General features: G+C 65.4%; 18 protein-coding genes. 12 read left to right on the top strand and 6 right to left on the bottom strand.

Features of this window, described 5'->3' with window-relative positions:
• The first annotated feature begins 1 nt into the window (after nt 1).
• On the top strand, nt 2-1,321 hold the full coding sequence (gene deoA, locus ABLE71_RS04705; protein WP_348782196.1) for a thymidine phosphorylase: 1,320 nt from the start codon (nt 2-4) through the stop codon (nt 1,319-1,321).
• Between the two features lie 153 nt (nt 1,322-1,474).
• Here deoA and ABLE71_RS04710 read toward each other — a convergent pair whose 3' ends face one another.
• From ABLE71_RS04710 to ABLE71_RS04720, 3 genes are all read right to left on the bottom strand, one after another.
• Complete coding sequence (locus tag ABLE71_RS04710; protein ID WP_348782197.1) at nt 1,475-2,041, bottom strand: TIGR02281 family clan AA aspartic protease; 567 nt, start codon at nt 2,039-2,041, stop codon at nt 1,475-1,477.
• A 124-nt stretch (nt 2,042-2,165) separates the two neighbouring features.
• The gene (upp, locus tag ABLE71_RS04715) at nt 2,166-2,795 is read right to left on the bottom strand and encodes a uracil phosphoribosyltransferase (protein WP_348782198.1); all 630 of its coding nucleotides are present in this window, start codon (nt 2,793-2,795) and stop codon (nt 2,166-2,168) included.
• A 117-nt stretch (nt 2,796-2,912) separates the two neighbouring features.
• Nucleotides 2,913-3,881 (bottom strand): adenosine deaminase, encoded by a 969-nt coding sequence (locus ABLE71_RS04720; RefSeq protein WP_348782199.1) that lies wholly within the window; start codon nt 3,879-3,881, stop codon nt 2,913-2,915.
• 123 nt (nt 3,882-4,004) lie between these two features.
• On the opposite strand from ABLE71_RS04720, the gene ubiE reads away from it, so the two are divergent.
• The 10 genes from ubiE to ABLE71_RS04770 all read left to right on the top strand — a co-directional run bounded on the left by ubiE (nt 4,005) and on the right by ABLE71_RS04770 (nt 12,808).
• Nucleotides 4,005-4,781: a bifunctional demethylmenaquinone methyltransferase/2-methoxy-6-polyprenyl-1,4-benzoquinol methylase UbiE gene (gene ubiE / locus ABLE71_RS04725; protein ID WP_348782200.1), complete on the top strand. Its 777-nt coding sequence runs from the start codon at nt 4,005-4,007 to the stop codon at nt 4,779-4,781.
• Nucleotides 4,782-4,794: 13 nt separating this feature from the next.
• The gene (gene ubiB / locus ABLE71_RS04730) at nt 4,795-6,369 is read left to right on the top strand and encodes a 2-polyprenylphenol 6-hydroxylase (protein WP_348782201.1); all 1,575 of its coding nucleotides are present in this window, start codon (nt 4,795-4,797) and stop codon (nt 6,367-6,369) included.
• 52 nt (nt 6,370-6,421) lie between these two features.
• A complete protein-coding gene (locus ABLE71_RS04735; protein WP_348782202.1) occupies nt 6,422-6,667 on the top strand; it encodes a hypothetical protein in 246 nt (81 codons plus the stop codon).
• Complete coding sequence (locus ABLE71_RS04740) at nt 6,664-7,074, top strand: type II toxin-antitoxin system VapC family toxin (protein ID WP_348782203.1); 411 nt, start codon at nt 6,664-6,666, stop codon at nt 7,072-7,074. The genes ABLE71_RS04735 and ABLE71_RS04740 overlap by 4 nt, the downstream gene beginning before the upstream one ends.
• An 11-nt stretch (nt 7,075-7,085) precedes the next feature.
• The gene (gene coaBC, locus ABLE71_RS04745) at nt 7,086-8,315 is read left to right on the top strand and encodes a bifunctional phosphopantothenoylcysteine decarboxylase/phosphopantothenate--cysteine ligase CoaBC (protein WP_348783660.1); all 1,230 of its coding nucleotides are present in this window, start codon (nt 7,086-7,088) and stop codon (nt 8,313-8,315) included.
• A gap of 185 nt (nt 8,316-8,500) precedes the next feature.
• On the top strand, nt 8,501-9,334 hold the full coding sequence (gene panB, locus ABLE71_RS04750; RefSeq protein ID WP_348782204.1) for a 3-methyl-2-oxobutanoate hydroxymethyltransferase: 834 nt from the start codon (nt 8,501-8,503) through the stop codon (nt 9,332-9,334).
• Nucleotides 9,334-10,191 carry a pantoate--beta-alanine ligase gene (gene panC / locus ABLE71_RS04755; protein WP_348782205.1) on the top strand — a complete coding sequence of 286 codons (858 nt, stop codon included), beginning with the start codon at nt 9,334-9,336 and terminating at the stop codon, nt 10,189-10,191. The genes panB and panC overlap by 1 nt, the downstream gene beginning before the upstream one ends.
• 123 nt (nt 10,192-10,314) lie before the next feature.
• On the top strand, nt 10,315-10,668 hold the full coding sequence (locus ABLE71_RS04760; protein WP_348782206.1) for a SnoaL-like domain-containing protein: 354 nt from the start codon (nt 10,315-10,317) through the stop codon (nt 10,666-10,668).
• A gap of 137 nt (nt 10,669-10,805) precedes the next feature.
• A complete protein-coding gene (locus ABLE71_RS04765; protein WP_348783661.1) occupies nt 10,806-12,476 on the top strand; it encodes an FAD-dependent oxidoreductase in 1,671 nt (556 codons plus the stop codon).
• A gap of 23 nt (nt 12,477-12,499) precedes the next feature.
• The gene (locus tag ABLE71_RS04770; RefSeq protein ID WP_348782207.1) at nt 12,500-12,808 is read left to right on the top strand and encodes a UBP-type zinc finger domain-containing protein; all 309 of its coding nucleotides are present in this window, start codon (nt 12,500-12,502) and stop codon (nt 12,806-12,808) included.
• 166 nt (nt 12,809-12,974) lie between these two features.
• On the opposite strand, the gene ABLE71_RS04775 is transcribed toward ABLE71_RS04770, so the two are convergent.
• The 3 genes from ABLE71_RS04775 to ABLE71_RS04785 all read right to left on the bottom strand — a co-directional run bounded on the left by ABLE71_RS04775 (nt 12,975) and on the right by ABLE71_RS04785 (nt 18,849).
• The gene (locus ABLE71_RS04775) at nt 12,975-13,394 is read right to left on the bottom strand and encodes a hypothetical protein (RefSeq protein WP_348782208.1); all 420 of its coding nucleotides are present in this window, start codon (nt 13,392-13,394) and stop codon (nt 12,975-12,977) included.
• 174 nt (nt 13,395-13,568) lie between these two features.
• Nucleotides 13,569-16,040, bottom strand: a complete 2,472-nt coding sequence (gene gyrB / locus ABLE71_RS04780; protein WP_348782209.1) for a DNA topoisomerase (ATP-hydrolyzing) subunit B — start codon at nt 16,038-16,040, stop codon at nt 13,569-13,571.
• Between the two features lie 136 nt (nt 16,041-16,176).
• The gene (locus ABLE71_RS04785) at nt 16,177-18,849 is read right to left on the bottom strand and encodes a caspase family protein (RefSeq protein ID WP_348782210.1); all 2,673 of its coding nucleotides are present in this window, start codon (nt 18,847-18,849) and stop codon (nt 16,177-16,179) included.
• A gap of 170 nt (nt 18,850-19,019) precedes the next feature.
• On the opposite strand from ABLE71_RS04785, the gene ABLE71_RS04790 reads away from it, so the two are divergent.
• Complete coding sequence (locus ABLE71_RS04790) at nt 19,020-20,387, top strand: cytochrome P450 (protein ID WP_348782211.1); 1,368 nt, start codon at nt 19,020-19,022, stop codon at nt 20,385-20,387.
• Nucleotides 20,388-20,395: the final 8 nt, after the last annotated feature.

A 20,395-nucleotide genomic window follows, 5' to 3' on the forward strand; every position in this document is an offset into this window, starting at 1 on the left:
CTTGCTGCCGCAGGAAGTCATCCGCAAGAAGCGCGACGGCAAGCCGCTGTCACCGGACGAAATCGCGCATTTCGTCGCCGGCATGACCTCCGGCAAGGTCACCGAAGGCCAGGTTGCGGCGCTCGCCATGGCCGTCTTCTTCAACGGCATGAGCCGCGACGAGGCGGTGGCGCTGACGCTCGCCATGCGCGATTCCGGCGACACGCTCGACTGGTCGGACCTGCCTGGCCCTGTCACCGACAAACATTCGACCGGCGGCGTCGGCGACAACGTCTCGCTGATGCTTGCGCCGATCGTCGCTGCCTGCGGCGCCTATGTGCCGATGATCTCCGGGCGCGGGCTTGGCCACACCGGCGGCACGCTCGACAAGATGGACGCCATCCCCGGTTATGTCAGCCAGCCGGCCAACGCGCTGTTCCGCAAGACGGTCCGGACCGCCGGTTGCGCCATCATCGGCCAGACTGCGGCGCTGGCGCCCGCAGACAAGCGCTTCTATGCGATCCGCGACGTGACGGCGACGGTCGAATCCGTGCCGCTCATCACCGCCTCCATCCTGTCGAAGAAGCTTGCCGCCGGGCTGCAGTCGCTGGTGCTCGACGTCAAGGTCGGCAACGGCGCCTTCATGGCGAAGAGCCGCGACGCCACCGAACTCGCCAAAAGCCTGGTCGAGGTGGCGAACGGCGCCGGCACCCGCACCTCAGCATTGATCACCGGCATGAACGAGCCGCTGGCGTCGGCCGCCGGCAACGCCGTCGAAGTGCTCAATGCGGTCGATTTCCTGACGGGCCGCCGTCGTGACAGGCGGCTTTTCGAGGTGACAATGGCGCTCGCCGCCGAGATGCTGATTGCGGCGGGCATCGCCGGCTCCAACCGGGAGGGGATTTCCCGCGCCACGGAGGCGCTCGATCGCGGCAGAGCGGCGGAAACCTTCGGCCTTATGGTGGCGACGCTCGGCGGACCGGCCGACTTCATGGAACGGCCGCTCGCCTATCTCCCGAAGGCGCCGTTGGAGCATGCGGTACACGCCGGGAAGAACGGCTACGTCACCGGCATCGAGACCCGCGACATCGGCCTTGCGGTCGTTGCGCTCGGCGGCGGCCGCACCGCGCCGGACGATATCGTCGACCACGCGGTCGGCATCACGAGGCTGCTGCCGGTCGGCGCCGAGGCGGTCGTGGGCGAGCCGCTCGCGATCGTCCACGCACGCTCGCAAGCAGCCGCCGAAAAGGCCGAGCGGGAAATCCACGCGGCCTATGCGATCGGCCCGGCAAGGCCGGCTACGCAGAAGGCGGTCGTCAGGCGGATCGCGCCGGGCGGCTGAGCAATTTTAGAGCGGCGAACGCTCAATCGGAATCGCTTCGCCGCTCTATCTCTTTTGTTTCAGCATCGGACCGAAAACCGCTGCGCACTTTTCGGTCCGATGCTCTAGGAAAAGTGGAAGCCGGATTTCCGCGAGGAATTGGGGCAAACGAAGCTACTGCACCAGGAGCAGCGCGCCGTTCTCGACCTGGTATTTCGCGAGGCGCTTCAGGAAGCTGACGCCGATCAGCGTGCCGTCCAGCGCCTTGTCGTCGAGCACCACCGCCTCGACGTTCTCGACCAGGATGCGGCCGATCTGCAGCTTCTCGATCATGACGCCCGCGGCGCGGGTCTCGCCGTTGGCGGTCTTCACCGTGTATTTGAAGTCCACCGGCATGACCTTGATGCCGACCCGGCGCGCGGTCGACTGGTTCATCGCCACCAGCGTCGCGCCTGTATCGACCATGGCGCCGACGCTGCGGCCGTTCAGCCTGAAATCTGCGTTGAAATGCCCCGACTGGTCCGCGGCGATGCGCACCTTGCGCCCAAGCAGTACCTCGACCGCCGGCTCGACAGGCTGCGACGTCCTGATCTCCGCCATCGCTACGGTCTGCGGGGGCGTCTGCTGCTCCCCGGCAGGCGCGAGCAGGCTGTGGAACAGGTCCGGATTGCGCTCGTAGAGGATCGGCACCGAAGCGGAGGCGACGGCGCAGACGATCAGGATGAGAAGCTTGCGCAGCATGGCAAGGCCCGGTTCCGCTTGGCCGGACCATAACCGGCCAAGGTCATCACAGCCTTAAAATCGGCAGCCGGATTGCCGGCCGGGCCCGGATTCCAGCGATTGTGTTAACGGAGGGTAAACGCGGCTATTTCGTCCCGTACATGCGGTCTCCCGCATCGCCCAGGCCCGGAACGATATAGCCCTTCTCATTCAGCCGCTCGTCGATCGAGGCGGTGAACACAGGCACGTCCGGATGCGCCTTTGTGAAGCGCGCGATGCCTTCCGGCGCGGCGAGCAGGCAAAGATAACGAAGATTGGTGGCGCCACGGCCCTTCAGCTTGTCGACCGCCGCGATCGCCGAATTGGCGGTGGCAAGCATTGGGTCAACCACGATCACCAGCCGGTCGCCGAGGTCGCTCGGCGCCTTGAAGAAATACTCAACCGCCTCCAGCGTCTCGTGATCGCGGTAGAGGCCGATATGGGCGACGCGGGCAGCCGGCACGAGGTCCAGAAGCCCTTCGAGCAGGCCGTTGCCGGCGCGCAGAACCGAGGCGAAGACCAGCTTCTTGCCCTCCAGCGTCGGCGCCTCCATGGTCACAAGCGGCGTCTCGATCGTCTTGGTGGTCAGTTCGAGGTCGCGCGTCACCTCGTAGCCGAGCAGCAGCGAAATCTCGCGCAGCAGCCGGCGGAAGCCGGCCGTCGACGTCTCCTTGTCGCGCATGATGGTCAGCTTGTGCTGCACAAGAGGATGGTCGACGACGGTAACGCCTTTCATGGGCAGCGCTCCTGCACGAGGGGGTAAATGGTGAATAGTGAATGGCGGATGGTTTGGCGAGTCCTGTCGCCAGCCGTTCCACAATGAGCCGGCTTCGGACGAACCTCTCTCCATCATTCACCGGCCCTTCAGCTTCGCCAGCAGCGCCTGCTTGGTCTTGCGGTCGACGAACGCGGCCTCGATGGCCGTCCTGGTCACGCCAAGCAGTTCCTCGTCGCTCATGCCGAAATGCTCGGCCGCGATGTCGTATTCGCGCTTCAGCGAGGTCCGGAAATAGGGCGGATCGTCGGAGTTCAGCGTCACCTTGCAGCCGGCCTTCCTCAGCGCCGGGAAAGGGTGCTCGGCAAAGCTCGGGAAGACGCCGAGCGCAACGTTCGAGCCCGGGCAGCATTCGAGTACGACGCCATCGTCGGCGATCCGCTTGACCAGATCCGGGTTCTCGATCGCCCGCACGCCGTGGCCGATGCGCGAGGGTTTAATGTGGTCAAGGGCGGCTTGCACACTCTCCCAGCCCATCAGCTCGCCGGCATGGACGGTGATGCCGAGACCCGCCTCGCGCGCGATCTCGAAGGCGCGCACGTAGTCCTCGAAGTCGCCGATCCGCTCATCGCCGGCCACACCGAAACCAGTCACCAGCGGATGCCCGCACCTGGCGGCAAACCGGGCTGCCCGCTCGATCGCATCGACGCCGACATGGCGCACGCCGGTGACGATCATGCGGCCCTCGATGCCGGTCTTCGCCCTGGCACGCAAAATCCCTTCGCCCAGCGCATCCGTATAGGCCTGCGGCGACAGGCCGGCCTTGATGGCGTGATCGGGTGAGGTGAAGAATTCCGAATAGATTGCGCCGTCGCGGGCGAGGGCGGTCAAATAGTGCTCGGAAAGCCTGGCATAGTCCTCCTCGGTGCGGAACAGGTCGGAGGCGAAATCGTAGGCAGCCAGGAAGGATGTGAAATCGTGCCAGACGAAGGAGCCGTCCCTGATGTAAGGCGAAACATCCGCGCCGTATTTCTTGGCCTGCGCGATCACGAGTTCCGGCGAGGCCGCCCCCTCGATATGGCAGTGCAGTTCCGCTTTCAGAAGCATGCATGATCCATGGTATTGAGCTTAGGTGACGCCCGCCCTGCGCGGCTGACCGCCGCGCCGGCAACCATAGCGCCACCGGATATGATCGGCTATGGTCCCGCCGCCTTTCACTGGTACACGAAAATGTCAGAACAACGTTCCGCCGCAGCCTCCGACATGGAGACCTCCTACGGCTTCAAGAATGTCGGCGCGGGCGAGAAGCAGCCGCTGGTCAACGCGGTCTTTCACAAGGTCGCGGGCCGCTACGACCTGATGAACGATTTGATGTCGGGCGGCCTGCACCGGCTGTGGAAGGACGCGATGGTGGCCTCGCTCAATCCGCCGAAGCGCGACGGCTGGCGCGTCCTCGACGTCGCCGGCGGCACCGGCGACATCGCCTTCCGCATCGTCGACGCCTCGCACGGCCACGCCCATGCCACGGTGCTCGACATCAACGGCTCGATGCTTGCCGTCGGCCGCGAGCGCGCCGAAAAGAAGGGTTTTGCCGGCAAGGTCGATTTCGTCGAGGCCAATGCCGAGCAACTGCCCTTCGGCGACGATAATTTCGACGCCTATACGATCGCCTTCGGCATCCGCAACGTGCCGCGCATCGAAACGGCTCTCGCCGAGGCGTTTCGCGTCTTGAAGCCCGGCGGCCGTTTCCTCTGCCTGGAATTCTCCGAGGTCGACATGCCGCTGCTCGATCGCGTCTACGAGGCGTGGTCGTTCAACGCCATACCGCGCATCGGAAAACTCGTCGCGGGCGAAAGCGAACCCTATTCCTATCTCGTCGAGTCCATCCGCAAATTCCCGAACCAGGAAACCTTCGCCGCCATGATAAGGCGCGCCGGCTTCGATCGGGTCACATACCGCAACTACTCCGGCGGAATCGCGGCACTTCATTCGGGCTGGAAGCTTTGACGGACGCTTGCGCATGAGCGACGTCGGCGCGGCGCTTCGGCTCGTCAGGGCCGGCTGGATCATGGTGCGCGAAGGCGTGGTCGCGGCACTTCCCGGCGACCAGCTTGCCGGCCTTCCGAAATTCGGCTGGCGGGTCGCGCGCCTGTTCACCAGGCGCCGCGCGCTGCGCGCGGGCCGCAGCGACCGCCTTGCCGCGGCCATCGCCCGGCTCGGTCCATCCTACGTCAAGCTCGGCCAGTTCCTCGCCACCCGCCCGGATGTCGTCGGCAACGATATCGCGCTCGATCTCGCGCTGCTGCAGGACCGTATGGAGACTTTCCCGATGGCCGATTCCGTCGCGGCCATAGAGGGTTCGCTCGGCCGGCCGGTCGGCGAACTGTTCTTGAGCCTCGGCGAACCGGTCGCCGCCGCCTCGATCGCTCAGGTCCATGCCGCCGAGGTGGACCGCGACGGCACGCCGACAAAGGTCGCGGTCAAGGTGATCCGGCCGGGGGTGCGCCGGGCCTTCCAGCGCGACCTTCAGTCCTATTTCCTCGCCGCGCGCCTGCAGGAGCATTACATCCCGGCAACGCGAAGGCTGCGGCCGGTCGAGGTCACCAGGACGCTCGCCCAGACCACCAAGATCGAGATGGATCTGCGGCTGGAGGCAGCCGCGCTGTCCGAACTCGGCGAGAACACCAGGGAGGACCCGGGCTTCCGCGTGCCCGCGGTCGACTGGGCGCGCACCGGCCGCGACGTGCTGACGCTCGAATGGATCGATGGCATCAAGATGTCGGATGTCGAGGCAATGGCCGCGGCCGGCCACGACCTCAAGGCGATCGCCGCCAACCTCGTCCAGTCCTTCCTGCGCCACACGCTGCGCGACGGCTTCTTCCACGCCGACATGCACCCTGGCAATCTCTTCGTCGAACAGGACGGCACCATCGTCGGCGTCGATTTCGGCATCACCGGCCGGCTCGGCAAGAAGGAACGGCGCTTCCTCGCCGAGATCCTCTACGGCTTCATCACGCGCGACTACCGCCGCGTCGCCGAAGTGCATTTCGAAGCCGGCTACGTGCCGCGCATCCACAATGTCGACGCCTTCGCGCAGGCGATCCGCGCCATCGGCGAGCCGATCCACGGCCAGCCCGCCGAGACCATCTCCATGGCGCGGCTGCTTACGCTGCTGTTCGAGGTGACCGACCTGTTCGACATGCAGACCCGCACCGAATTGGTGCTGCTGCAGAAGACCATGGTCGTGGTCGAGGGCGTGGCGCGCACGCTCGATCCGCATTTCAACATGTGGAAGACGTCCGAGCCGGTGGTCGGCGAATGGATCCGCCAGAATCTCGGTCCCCGCGGCATTCTGGAGGATGCGCGCGAGGGCGTCGGCGCTTTTGTCTCGCTCGCCCGCCAGGCGCCGGAACTCGCCCACCGCGCCGAGCGGCTGTCGCGCGAAATCGACGCCATGGCCGAAAACGGCCTGCGCTTCGACGAGAACACTGCCCGCGCGATCGGCAAGGCCGAAGCCCGCGCCACGCGCTGGGGCCGCGTGGCGCTGTGGGTGATTGCGCTGGCGCTGGTGTGGATTGCCATAAGACTCGGCTGATTGACTGCAATGCTAGCAGTGCTTACGTTGCTAGCATTGCATGGAGGCTCCTATGGCCACTTTGATGATCCGAAATCTTTCGGACGACATTAAACGCGAATTGCGCAGGCGTGCGGCCGATCGCGGCGTTTCCATGGAACAAGAGGCCCGCGATGCTCTCGCTCGCGGCGTCGCTGCGCCGGCCGGTCGCCGCCAAAAATCCATCCTGGAAGACCTGCGGAAGCTCGGCATCAAGCCGGCGGAACCGTACGACTTGAAGAGAGTCAGCGACGAGATGTGGGATGAAGGCCTTCGGTGAGCGGTTTCGTCATCGACACCTCCGCCATCGTCTCGGTCCTGTTGCGCGAACCGGACGCGGATGCGTTCAGTATTTATCTGGACCGTATGGCCCTTCCTATGATCAGCGCAGCGACCGTTCATGAAGCCTACTGCGTCTCCGTCCGAGACACGTTTCCCCAGAAGGCGCGTCAGATCGACGAGTTCTTGAGCCTTGTTGAACCTGAGATCGTGCCCTTCGATGTTGAACAATTGACCGCCGCTCGCGAGGCCTACATTCGGTACGGGAGGGGGAGCGGCAATGCGACCGTGCTGAATATGGGCGACTGCTTCTCCTATGCGCTCGCCAAGACCCGCAACCTCCCCCTGCTGTTCAAGGGCGACGATTTCATCCATACAGACATCGAGCCGGCTCTGAAGCCGGCATGACGGTTAACCGCATGACCCTCTCCGGCAAGCGCATCCTGCTCATCATCGGCGGCGGCATCGCCGCCTACAAGTCGCTCGACCTGATCCGCCGCCTGCGCGAGCGCGGCGCGTCGGTCCGCTGCGTCATGACATCAGCCGCGCGCGAATTCGTCACGCCGCTGTCGGTCGGCGCACTCACCGCCGACCACGTCTTCACCGATCTGTTCGACCGTCAGGACGAGCACGATGTCGGCCATATCCGACTCGCGCGTGGTGCAGACTTGGTGGTGGTTGCCCCCGCCACCGCCGACCTGATGGCGAAGCTCGCGGGCGGCCACGCCAACGACCTTGCCTCTACCGTGCTTCTCGCTGCCGACAAGACCGTGCTCATGGCCCCGGCGATGAACCCGAGCATGTGGTCGCATGCCGCCACCCGCCGCAACCGCGCGCAGCTCGAAAAGGACGGCATCGCCTTCGTCGGCCCGAATACCGGCGAAATGGCCGAGAGCGGCGAAGCGGGCGCCGGCCGCATGGCCGAGCCACTGGAGATCGTCGCGGCGGTCGAGGCGCTGCTCGACAGCCGTCCGAAGCCGCTTGCCGGCAGGAAGATCATCGTCACCTCCGGCCCGACGCACGAGCCGATCGACCCCGTGCGCTACATCGCCAACCGCTCGTCGGGCAAGCAGGGCCACGCCATCGCGGCGGCGCTCGCCAGGCTTGGCGCCGACGTCCGCCTCGTCTCGGGGCCCGTGGCGATCCCCGATCCCGCAGGCGTGACGACCATCCACGTCGAACGCGCCGAGGAAATGCGCGACGCAGTCGAGCAATTGCTGCCTGCCGACGCGGCGATCTTCGTCGCCGCCGTCGCCGACTGGCGCACGGCCGATGCCGTGGGCCAAAAGATCAAGAAGGTAGCCGGCAAAGGACCGCCTTCGCTGAAGATGGTCGAGAATCCCGACATCCTCGCCGGCATCGGCCACCACAAGAAGCGCCCGTATCTAGTCGTCGGTTTCGCCGCCGAAACGCAGGACGTGCTGAAGAACGCCGAGGCCAAGCTGAAGAAGAAGGGCGCGGACTTCATCATCGCCAACGATGTCGGCCCATCAGGCACCAGTTCCGGCGGCGTCATGGGCGGCGATCGCAACCGGGTGAAGATCGTCTCGAGAACCGGCGTCGAGGAATGGCCCGAGATGGGCAAGGACGATGTCGCCGAGCGCCTCGCCGTCCTCATTGCCGAGAGGCTGAAAACGACCTCGGTCTGAGGCCGTCCGGAACATTGCTTCCGCTGCGGCATATTTTCTTCTTCGCCGTTGCACAAATTTGTGCCAAACGCACCGTCATCTGCCTTCGCGGTGCGTGATCGCGGAAAGCAGCGCCGCTTTCGGGACCAGTCGTGCCCGACAAAAAGTTGGAGCGGGATGTCGTCCGGTTCGGGGAGGAGCACCGCTTGAGCGCGACCGCACGGGCAAAAAGCCTGAATCCGCAGTCGATCCTCGCCCGCAAGGGCGGCGTTCCGATAGTCTGCCTGACCGCCTACACCACCCCAATCGCGCGTATCGTCGATGCTCATTGCGATCTGGTCTTGGTCGGCGACAGCGTCGGCATGGTGCTGCACGGTCTCCCATCCACCATCGGCGTGACGCTTGAGATGATGGTCCTGCACGGCCAGGCGGTCAGGCGCGGCGTCGAGAACGCGCTTCTCGTGGTCGACATGCCGTTCGGCTCATATGAAGAAAGCCCGGCGCAGGCATTCCGCAATGCCGCGCGCGTCATGGCCGAGACCGGCTGTGCAGCCGTCAAGCTCGAAGGTGGCGTCAGCGTGGCCGAAACGATCCGCTTCCTGGTCGCACGCGGCATTCCCGTTGTCGCACATGTTGGCCTCACCCCGCAGGGCGTAAACGCCTTCGGCGGCTACACGGTGCAAGGCCGAGGCAGGGACGCCGACCGGGTGTTCGCCGACGCGCGCGCGGTCGCCGCTGCCGGCGCGTTCAGCGTCGTGCTGGAGAAGGTGCCTGAAGCGCTCGCCCGCGCGATCACCGCCGACATCGCAATTCCCACCATCGGCATCGGTGCCTCGCCCGCCTGCGACGGCCAGATCCTTGTTGTCGACGACATGCTCGGCCTGTTCACCGACTTCCGCCCGAAATTCGTCAGGCGTTACGGCGAACTCGGACAGGCCGCGGCGACGGCCGTGGCGGCCTATGCCGAAGATGTGCGGCAGCGGCGCTTCCCCGGGCCGGAGCATGTATTCGCGGAAGCCTTGCCGGCGAGGCCGTCCTGATGGCAGTGCCGATCGTCCGGACGCTGTCGGTACTGCGCCAGACGGTCGCCGGCTGGCGCGCCCAGGGGTTCACCGTCGGCCTCGTGCCTACCATGGGCGCTCTGCACGAGGGGCATCTCAGCCTCGTGCGCGCCGGGCTGGCGAGAACCGACCGCGTCATCGTCACCCTCTTCGTCAACCCAAAGCAGTTCAACAATCCCGCCGATCTCGCCGCCTATCCGCGCACTGAGGACAGCGACGCCGCGAAGCTCGCCGGCGCGGGAGCCCATATCCTTTATGCTCCGAACGCCGCGGAGATTTATCCGGAGGGATTTTCGACGACCGTCTCGGTCGCCGGCGCCAGCGAAGGCATGGAAGGACACTTCCGTCCCGGTCATTTCGACGGCGTCGCCACCGTGGTGGCGAAACTCTTCCTGCAGTCCGGAGCGGACCTCGCCTTCTTTGGCGAGAAGGATTTCCAGCAGCTGCACGTCGTGCGCCGCATGGCCGGTGATCTCGACATCCCGATCGAGGTGGTCGCCTGTCAGACCATCCGCGAGAAGGACGGACTGGCGATGTCGTCACGCAATGTGCGCTTGTCGGCGGCCGAGCGCACGCTGGCGCCGCGCCTCGCCGCAACGCTGTTCGAAACGGCGGCGAAGCTCACCGCCGGTGCCGATGCGCCGCCGTTGCTTGCCGAGGCCGCGCGGGCGCTGGGCAGCGCCGGTTTCGGGCAGGTGGAGTATCTGGAATTGCGGTCCGAGGCGACGCTGGCACCGCTTGTGCGTGCATCCGAACCGGCGCGGCTGCTTGTCGCCGCCTGGCTCGGCGATGTCAGGCTGATCGACAACGTTCCAGTCGCGCCCTCCTCGCGCTGAGACGCGCCATGCCGAACCTCCGGAAGATATCCTGACACAATGTTGTCAGTTGTTTGAGCGGCGGCGGTAGCGCGCCGGCGAGAGGTTCCGTACGGAAAAACCATCGACACAGGAGGAACGACCATGACCATCGCGGAACTCGCCAAGGACTTCACCGGGCTTCTCAAACAGGGTGACGACGAAGGTGCCGCCGGAAAGTACAATGCCGACGACATCGTCAGCTATGAAGCCCAGGAAGGGCCGATGGCGGTTTCGCGCGGCAGGGAGGCCTTGAAGCAGAAAGGCGAATGGTGGCGAGCGAACCATGAAGTCCACGGCGGTTCGGTCGAAGGCCCGTTCGTCAACGGCGACCAGTTCGCTGTCCGTCTCAAGTACGATCTTACGCCCAAGTCGACCGGCGAGCGCGTCACCATGGAAGAGGTCGGCCTCTACACGGTCAAGGACGGCAAGATCATCGAAGAGCGCTTCTTCTACTGATACCGGAAGCGGCTCGGGCTGGCGCCCGCGCCGCTTGAGCGCGACTTCCGGATTTGCTTGCGAACGAAAGCGCCCGCGCTCTAGTCTGTTGCGACGGTAGCGAGGACGAGAGTGTGGCGCATTCCGGCGGCAGCGACATGGACGAGGTGGTCGGGGCGCCGCCGATAAATCCCCTTCTATCGCGCTTCGACCAGATGTTCCCCGTGCTTTCGGCCGCCGAACTCAAGCGCGTCTCCGCCTTCGGCGCGCCGCGCAGTTTCTCGGCCGGCGAGCGCCTGCTGGAGACCGGCCGGCAGGCGCCCGGCATGGTCGTCATTCTCTCCGGTCACGTCGCCATCTCGCAACGCGATGGGCTCGGCCATGTCTCGCCGGTGGTCGATCTCGGACCCGGCCAGTTCGTCGGCGAGGTCGGGCAGCTGTCCGGGCGCGCCTCGCTGGTCGATGCAGACGCGGAGGAAGACGTCGAGGCGATCATCCTCCAGCCCGACCGCCTGCGCGGTCTCCTGGTCGCCGAGGCCGATCTTGGCGAGCGGATCACGCGCGCGCTCATCCTGCGCCGCGTCGGCCTCATCCAGAGCGGCGTCGGCGGACCGCTGATCCTCGGCGCGCCGGACCTCCCTGACGTCACGCGGCTGAAAGGTTTCCTCGCGCGCAACGGCCTTCCGCATCATCATGTCGACCCGGCCAACGACCCGGAAGCGGCGCGCCTCATCGAAGCGTCCCCCGGCTGCGTGCGAGACCTGCCCTGGGTCGTGCTGGCCGACGGCGCCATACTGCACAATCCGCCGGAGGCGGAGCTTGCGCGCCGAATGGGCGTGGCCGGCGCAGTGTCAAGCTCCACCCTCTACGATGTGGCCATCGTCGGGGCCGGGCCTGCCGGGCTCGCGACCGCCGTCTACGCGGCGTCCGAAGGCCTCTCGGTCGCCGTGCTCGACGCGCGCGCCTATGGCGGCCAGGCCGGGGCCAGCGCGCGCATCGAGAATTATCTCGGATTTCCAACGGGCATATCGGGCAATGCGCTTGCCGGACGGGCCTTCGTGCAGGCGCAGAAATTCGGCGCGGATATCCTGATCCCGGTCGAGGTGACGAGCCTCGACTGCCGGAAGGAGGACGGCTTTTTCAGACTTGAGCTTGAAGGCGGGGAGCAGGTCAGCGCCCGTTCGGTTGTCATCGCCAGCGGCGCGCGCTACCGCAGGCCGTCCATACCGGAACTGCCAAACTTCGAGGGCAAGGGTGTCTGGTACTGGGCTTCGCCGGTCGAGGCGAACCTTTCTTCCGGCAGGGAAGTCGTGGTCGTCGGGGGCGGCAACTCGGCCGGCCAGGCCGCCGTCTATCTCTCCGGCGCCGCCTCGAAGGTGCACATGCTGGTGCGCGGATCCGGCCTCGCCGAGACCATGTCGCGTTATCTCGTCGACCGCATCGCGGCGACGCCCAACATCGAGCTGCATACCCGCACCGAGCTTTCCGGTCTGGCCGGGACTTCCGGCAGCCTTGAGCGTGTCCGGCTGCGCAATAACGCCACCGGCACGGAAACCGAACACGACATCCGCCACGTCTTCCTCTTCGTCGGAGCGGAGCCTGCCACCGGTTGGCTTGCGGATTGCGGCGTCGACATGGACCGCCCTGGCTTCGTTGCCACCGGCGCTTCGCCGCACGGCCATCTGGCGACCAGCGTGCCGGGCGTCTTCGCCGTCGGCGACGTCCGCTCCGGCTCGGTCAAGCGCGTCGGCGGCGCGATCGGCGAAGGTGCCCAGGTCGTCGCGGCGCTTCACGCCTATCTGTCCGGCACCGCCCAGTCAACCGCCTGAAGACCCCCTGGAAGGATCGATCCATGGCCTACGAATGCCGCCACGCCGAACAGGTTCGCGACGTGAAGCCCAGCGCGCGCGGCTGCGAGGAGTGCCTGAAGAGCGGCAGTCCCTGGGTGCATCTGAGGCTCTGCCGCACTTGCGGCCATGTCGGCTGCTGCGACGACTCGCCCAACAAGCACGCCACGGCGCATTTTCACGAAACGCGCCACCCGGTCATCGAGGGCTACGACCCGCCGGAAGGCTGGGGCTGGTGTTATGTCGACGAGGTTTTCCTCGACCTGACAGGCCGCCAGACGCCGCAGGACGGGCCGATCCCGCGATTTGTCTGATACGGCTGGCGGCAGAGTGCCTAAGCGCCGGCGCCTCGCTGCTTAAACGTCCAGATTGGCCACGGAAAGCGCGTTCTCCTGGATGAACTCGCGCCTCGGCTCCACGTCGTCGCCCATCAGCCGGAGCGACGGCCATGGCCGGGCCGTCCCGTTTCTGCATCCGAGTTCAATTGGCCGGTGTGCAGACCAGGAACCACGCGTTAGCAATGTCCGGCGCTTGGACGACGATTGTAGCCTCAAGAGGCTCTGCCGGTTCAACTTCCGTAGCTATAGTGAATGCGCTGAAAGTACCGGCATCGCCTTCTTCTATAGCTGATATTTGAAGCAAATTCCGTGCAACAATACGATACGTTGACGCACTCGGCCTGAATGACCTTGAAGTAACCTCAACTTGGTATGCGTCTGCCCCCTCGCTGATTGTGAATATCTTTTCTAGGTTTGCCTTTTTGAAAGCCTCATCGCCTGTATCCGAGGCGTTCGAGAAATCCTTCACAATACAGCGGTAGATATCGCCCTCGGCCGCGACACCATGTGTCGATGGGAACGCTGCCACGCTCAACAACGCCATTGTGGAAAGTAACCGCATTTAGAGAGTTCCGTATCGGCGATGAATAAAGGACCCACTCCCGCGCATCTGGATTGGATGGGACACAGCGTAAGGTTTGCAACCGGCATCACGCAAGTTCACGCAATTTTAATTGCCAGGCAGGGGTCCCCTCGATTTATCCACGCGCCAGGAATTGATGACTCCAAAGTGGCGTCACACGTCCAGATTGGCCACGGAAAGCGCGTTCTCCTGAATGAACTCGCGCCTCGGCTCCACGTCGTCGCCCATCAGCCGCGCGAACAGCGAATCGGCGTCGGTGGCGTCGTTGACCCTGACCTGAAGCAGTGAGCGCACGTTCGGGTCCAGCGTCGTTTCCCAGAGCTGCTCGGCATTCATCTCGCCGAGACCCTTGTAGCGCTGCATGGCCAGGCCCTTCCTGCCCGTCGCGAAAACCGCGTCGAGCAGCGAGAGCGGTCCCGACACCGTTTCCGAAACGTCCTTGCGCCTCAGGACCGGCGATTGCGCATAGACTTCGCCCAGCCGCGGCGCGTAGCGGTCGAGCGCGCGCGCATCGGCGGAGTTGATCAGCCCGAGATCGAGCTGGGCGGATTCCTTGACGCCGCGCACGGTGCGCTCCAGGACGTAGCCGCCCGGCCCCTCGTTGGAGGTCGAGAGCCGCCCGCTCCAGCCGCGCTCGGTGTCCTCGGCGACCGCGTCGAGGCGCCTGGCGACCGTGTCTGCCATCGCGGTGGCGGCGCCGAGGTCGGCAAGCAGCGCCGGGTTGAGCGCGCCGGCGATCGCCGCCTGTTCGACCACGGCGCGGCTGTAGCGCGTGTGCAGCCCGTTGATCAGCGAGCGCACGGCCAGCGCGTCGTCGACGGCTGCCCTGAGGTCCTGTCCCGCCCGCACCTCGCCGGAGCCGAGCGCCAGCGTCGCCTCCTCGAGGCCAAGCCCGATCAGATATTCCTCGAAAGCCTGCTCGTCCTTGAGATATTGCGAGCTCTTGCCGCGCGACACCTTGTAGAGCGGCGGCTGCGCTATGTAGAGGTGGCCGCGCTCGATCAACTCCGGCATCTGCCGGAAGAAGAAGGTGAGCAGCAGGGTCCTGATATGAGCGCCGTCCACGTCGGCGTCGGTCATGATGATGATCTTGTGGTAGCGCAGCTTGTCGGCGTTGAATTCGTCGCTGCCGATGCCGGTGCCGAGCGCGGTAATCATCGTGCCGATCATGTCGGACGACAGCATGCGGTCGAAGCGCACGCGCTCGACATTCAGGATCTTGCCGCGCAGCGGCAGGATCGCCTGGTTCTGGCGCGAGCGGCCGCCCTTGGCCGAGCCGCCGGCCGAGTCGCCCTCGACGATGAAGATTTCGGACTTGGCCGGGTCGCGCTCCTGGCAGTCGGCGAGCTTGCCGGGCAGCGAGGTGACGCCGAGCGAGGATTTGCGCGTGATGTCGCGCGCCTTGCGCGCGGCCTCGCGGGCCGCCGCCGCCTGGATCACCTTCTCGATGACGATCTTGCCCTCGGCCGGATGCTCTTCCAGCCAGGTGCCCAGCGCCTCGTTGACCAGCCCCTCGACCACCGGCCGCACCTCCGACGAGACCAGCTTGTCCTTGGTCTGGGAGGAGAATTTCGGGTCGGGAACCTTGACCGACAGCACGGCGGTCAGCCCCTCGCGGCAATCGTCGCCGATCAGCGCCACCTTCTCCTTCTTGGTCAGGCCGGAGGATTCGCCGTAGCCGGTGACCTGCCTGGTCAGCGCGCCGCGGAAGCCGGCCAGATGCGTGCCGCCGTCGCGCTGCGGAATGTTGTTGGTGAAGGCCAGCACGTTCTCGTGGTAGCTGTCGTTCCACCACATGGCGACTTCGACCGTGATGCCGTCGCGCTCGGCCTTGATGGCGATCGGCTGCCCGATCAGCGGTTTTTTGGCGCGGTCGAGATATTTCACGAACTCGATCAGCCCGCCGTCATAGAGCAGTTCCAGCGACTTCACGTCGGCGTGGCGCGCGTCGGTCAAAACGATCCGCACGCCCGAGTTGAGGAAGGCGAGCTCGCGCAGCCGGTGTTCCAGGGTTCCGTAGTCGAACTCGACCATGGTAAAAGTCTCGGTCGAGGGAAAGAACGTGATCTCGCTGCCCGAGCGCCCTTCATTGGTGCCCGGCGCCTTGTTCTGCACGTAGGAACCGGTGACCTGCAGCGGCGCATCGGCATTGCCGTGGGTGAAGCTCATCTCGTGGATCTTGCCGTCGCGGCGGATCTTCAGCTTCAGCCAGGACGACAGCGCGTTCACCACCGACACGCCGACGCCGTGCAGGCCGCCTGATACCTTGTAGGAATTCTGGTCGAACTTGCCGCCTGCATGCAGCTGCGTCATGATCACTTCGGCGGCCGAAATGCCTTCGCCGGTGTGGATATCGGTCGGAATGCCACGTCCGTTGTCGATCACGGTGCAGGATCCGTCGGGGTTCAGCGTCACCGTCACCAAGTCGGCATGCCCGGCAAGCGCCTCGTCGATGGCGTTGTCGACGACCTCGTAGACCATGTGATGGAGGCCAGAGCCGTCGTCGGTGTCGCCGATATACATGCCCGGGCGTTTGCGGACGGCGTCCAACCCCTTCAAAACCTTGATGGAATCGGCGCCATACTCGGCTTCGACGCCGGGAATGTTCTCGGAGTGGTCGCTCATGAAGTGCTTTCGTCTGATGGCCGCGAAAAGAGCGCGCGAGACATGCTCCGAATCGCGCGCTTCGACATGCCCAATATATAGGCTCTAAAGGTGGTTTTTCCAAGGTTTGCGAAGGGTCTTACCGGCCGCAAACCACTTATTTCTCTTGGGGTTGGAGCTTGGCCAGTTCGTCGCGCAGCAATCCCGGGATGAAGGCGTCCGCCGGCATGAGCATCCCGCTCGCCTCCATCCGCGCCGCGATCTCCAGCGCCTTCTCCAAATGGCCCCTTGGGTCGTCTCCCAGCGAGGCGATCTTGAAATGCGCCACGAGCAGGTCGCGCTGCCACTGGGCATTGGACGGATCGGAGGCGGCGAGCCCTTCGGTGATCGCAAGCGACTTGTCGTAAGACAGCAAAGCGGCGGCAAGGTCGCCTTGCATGGCGCGGACTTCGCCTATGTTCAGATGGCTGATCGACAGGTCGCGTTGCCACAGCGTGTTGCTGGCGTGGGCTTTGGTCAGTTCCATGGCGTCCGCCAAGCCTGCTTCGTAGGACGACAAGGCGCCCGCGAAATCGCCGGAAGCCCTGCGACCGTCGCCTATCTTGCCGTGGCTGACTGCGAGGTCGCGCCGCCATCGCGTATTGGTAGGGTCGGCCATCGCCAGGCGCTGCCAGACGATGCTGCCGGCAGTGAACGCGTCGAGCGCCTTGGTGCCATCGCCTAACGCCAGGTACATGTCGCCGATGTTGTCGTGATTGACCGCGAGATCGCGCTGCCGTTCCGAATTGCCGGGATCGGCCACGGCAAGCCGGACTGAGATTGCCAGTCCCGCCTCGTAGGATAAGAGGGCGCCCTTCAGATCGCCGGTTGCCTTTTGCCCGTCCCCAATCTTGGCGTAGCTGATCGAGAGGTCGCGCTGCCATTCGGCATTATCCGGTCGCGCCTTGGCCAGGACTTGCCAGATTGCGTGCCCGGCATTGAATGCATCGAGCGCATCGGGAATCTTGCCCAGCATCGGGAGGACGTCGCCGATACTGTCATGGGCGACCCCCAGATGACGTTGCCGTTCCAGGTCGTTCGGATCCATGCCGGCAATCATCTCGGAGATGAACAACGCCATCTCGTAGGATGGCAGGGCGCCCTCGAGGTCGCCCTGCGAACGCAGCACATAGCCGATGCTGGTGTAGATGACCGCCAGGTCGTTGTGCAACTCGACATTGCCGGTTTCGGCGATGACCAGCCGCGTGGCGATCGACAGCGCCGACTCATAGGACGAAAGTGCGCCAGCCAGATTTCCCTGGGCCACCTGCACGTCGCCGATCTCGCTATGGCTGACGGCGACCTGGCGTTGCCAGTTCATGTTGTCAGGATCGCCGTTGGCGCGATCGACGGCAATCTTGTGCCGCTCTTCAAACGCGCGGCTTGCCGCATCGAGGTTTCCAACCGTGACGTAGATGTCGCCGATGCTTGCAAGCACAAGGATCTGCTGGAAGCGGTCATCTGCCGGAACGTCCTCGCCCTCTATGTCCCGGTACAGTTGGGCCGCCCTTTCGAAGTCGATGATTGCCAGCTCGTATCTCAACTCGGCCCTGGCCATTCCCCCCGAAAGATAATGCGTCGCGGCCTCCGACAGCGTCCTCTCGACATAATTTGCCTTCAGCCTTTCGCGTGAGGCGCTGTCGATCTGTGCCGCCTCGGTGAGCTTGGCCCGGGCGGCCTCGAAGGCGCCAAGCGAGAGCTGTTCTTCCGCATCCTGCCTCAGCCTCGTGACCGCCGGATCGCCGGACGCGAGCGCCCTCATATCCCCGCGCACCTTCACAAAGGCGTCGGCGGCCTCGCCGAGCCTCCTGGCTCGTTCCTCTGCCGTGAGCCTAGCGAGATCAGACGAAATCAGCGCCCCATAGAGCGGCGCCAGCGGCATGTCCCGCGTCGCGGCAACCTGCTCGACCTCGGCGCGCATGTCAGGCGTGATGTCGGCCATGGCCAAAAGCAGCTTCTCGCGCTCCGGAAGCAGATCGCCTGCCGTCGAAGCGAAAAACAGCGCCGGCAGACCGCTTTCGACATAGGGAAGCTGTTTTCCGCGCGAAAGATCGTAGACCTCCTGCTGAACCAGCGTCAGGACCGAGCGGATTTCCAGCCCGTCCGTTCCGACATATTTCGCCGGCGCGGTCGTGAATGGCGAGTGCCCACCGGCCCCGTCGGCCACCGTCTCGCCCGGCGCCGCGGAGAAGGCGAACAGGATGTTTTCGGCGCGGCCCATGCGCCCCAGCCCCGGCTTAGCGGCGGCGGCGACGTCCGGCTTGAGCGGGACGGCGCTCCGACCCCCGCCCGCACGACCCGCGAACGGATCGTTGCGGCAGGCGTCGAGCATGATTAGCCCTACCTTGGTGACGGCTGCGACCGCCTCGCGGATCTCTTCCAGAGGCAAGGTCGAGTTCTTCAGCGCCGCAAGCGAAGATGTATCGGCATCTACCGGCATCAGCCGGTTCTCGCCGGAAATCTCGACCCCGTGGCCGGCAAAGAACACAAGGGCGACATCCGCGCCTTTGGCGTCCTCGCGGAAATCGTCGAGAGCGCGGCGCATGCGCCTCAGGTCGCGGTTGATCTCGGGGAATACTTCGAAGCCCAGCTTCTTCAGTGCGTCGCCGATCGCCTGGGCATCGTTGACGGCGTTTGCGAGCGGCCGGATGGTCCGATAGTCGTCCGCGCCCATCACCAGCGCAACACGCCGTTCCGCCGCTGCCGCGACGGTCAGCAGGACAGTCATCACGAACGCGACGATCAGGCGCACGGTCACCACCAAGCCCAGTGGATCGTATCTTGCTCCCATGCGATTGTGGCTTTGGCAAGGTTCTCATGACCAGGCCGGGCGCGGGACAGCAAACAGGCTTTGGATTGCGCCGGCCCCGTGTCGCCTCGTCGCGGCAGGCTGTCAGAGGTTGCGCGTATGGCCGTGGCCCGTGCCGCGTACTACATCAAGGTTCAACCGCGGAGCCGATCATGGATAGCAAGCCCGCCCCTTTCGTCCCGCCGGCGCCGAAGCCGCGCAGCCAGCCGCCGTCGACGCTGGAGATGATGCGCATCGTCTACCGCAACCCGCTCGAACTGTGGGGCGAGCCCTCATACAACGAGCCGTATATCTCGGTGAACGGCGTCGGCGGTCCGCTGGTCATCGCCAACGACCCGGCGCTCATCCGTCATGTGCTGGTCGACAACGTCAAAAACTACAGGATGGCGACGGTGCGCCAGCTCATCCTGCGGCCCATCCTTCGCGACGGGCTGCTGACGGCCGAGGGCGACGTCTGGAGGCGCTCGCGCAAGGCGATGGCCCCTGTGTTCACGCCTCGCCACATCTTCGGCTTCGCCCAGCCCATGCTGAAGCGCAGCCTCGCCTTCGCCGAACGCTACGAGGAAGGCGGTGTCTTCGACATCGCCGTCGACATGACCAACCTGACCTACGACATCCTCGCCGAAACCCTGTTCTCGGGCGAGATCGCGGGCGAGCCGGGCGCCTTCGCCAGCCAGATCGACAGGCTGTTCGAGACGATGGGGCGCGTCGACCCGCTCGACCTCCTGCGCGCTCCCGAATGGCTGCCGCGTCTCACCCGCCTGCGCGGCAGGAAGACCATGGCCTATTTCCGCAGCATCGTCGCCGACACGATGGAGATGCGCCGCGCCCGCATGGCGAAAGACCCGGACGTGCCGGAGGATTTCCTCACTTTGCTGCTGCGCGCCGAAGGCCCGGATGGTCTCACCCGCGGCGAGATCGAGGACAACATCATCACCTTCATCGGGGCCGGCCACGAGACCACCGCGCGCGCGCTCGGCTGGACGATCTACTGCCTCGCCGAAGCGCCCTGGGAACGCGAGCCTATCGAGCGCGAGATCGACGCGGTGCTTTCGCGCGAGCCGGACCCGGTCAAATGGCTCGACGCCATGCCGCTCACCCGCGCCGCCTTCGAGGAGGCGCTGCGGCTCTATCCGCCCGCGCCCTCGATCAACCGCGAGCCGATCGAGCCCGAGCAATGGCGCGACCTCTGGATCCCGCCCAAGGCCGCCGTGCTGATGATGCCGTGGACCATTCACCGCCACAGGAAGCTCTGGGACCAGCCCGACGCCTTCATGCCCCAGCGCTTCCATCCGGGAAGCCGCGAAAAGATCGACCGCTACCAGTACCTGCCCTTCGGCGCCGGTCCTCGCGTCTGCATCGGCGCCAGCTTCGCCATGCAGGAGGCGATCGTGGCGCTCGCCGTCTTGATGAGCCGCTACCGCTTCGACACGACGCCTCAGACGAAACCCTGGCCGGTGCAGAAGCTGACCACCCAGCCGCAGGGCGGCCTGCCGATGCGGGTCAGCGCGCGGCGGTAAATCCGGAA

The organism is Mesorhizobium sp. KR9-304 (genome assembly GCF_040049215.1).
Taxonomy (GTDB): domain Bacteria; phylum Pseudomonadota; class Alphaproteobacteria; order Rhizobiales; family Rhizobiaceae; genus Mesorhizobium_K.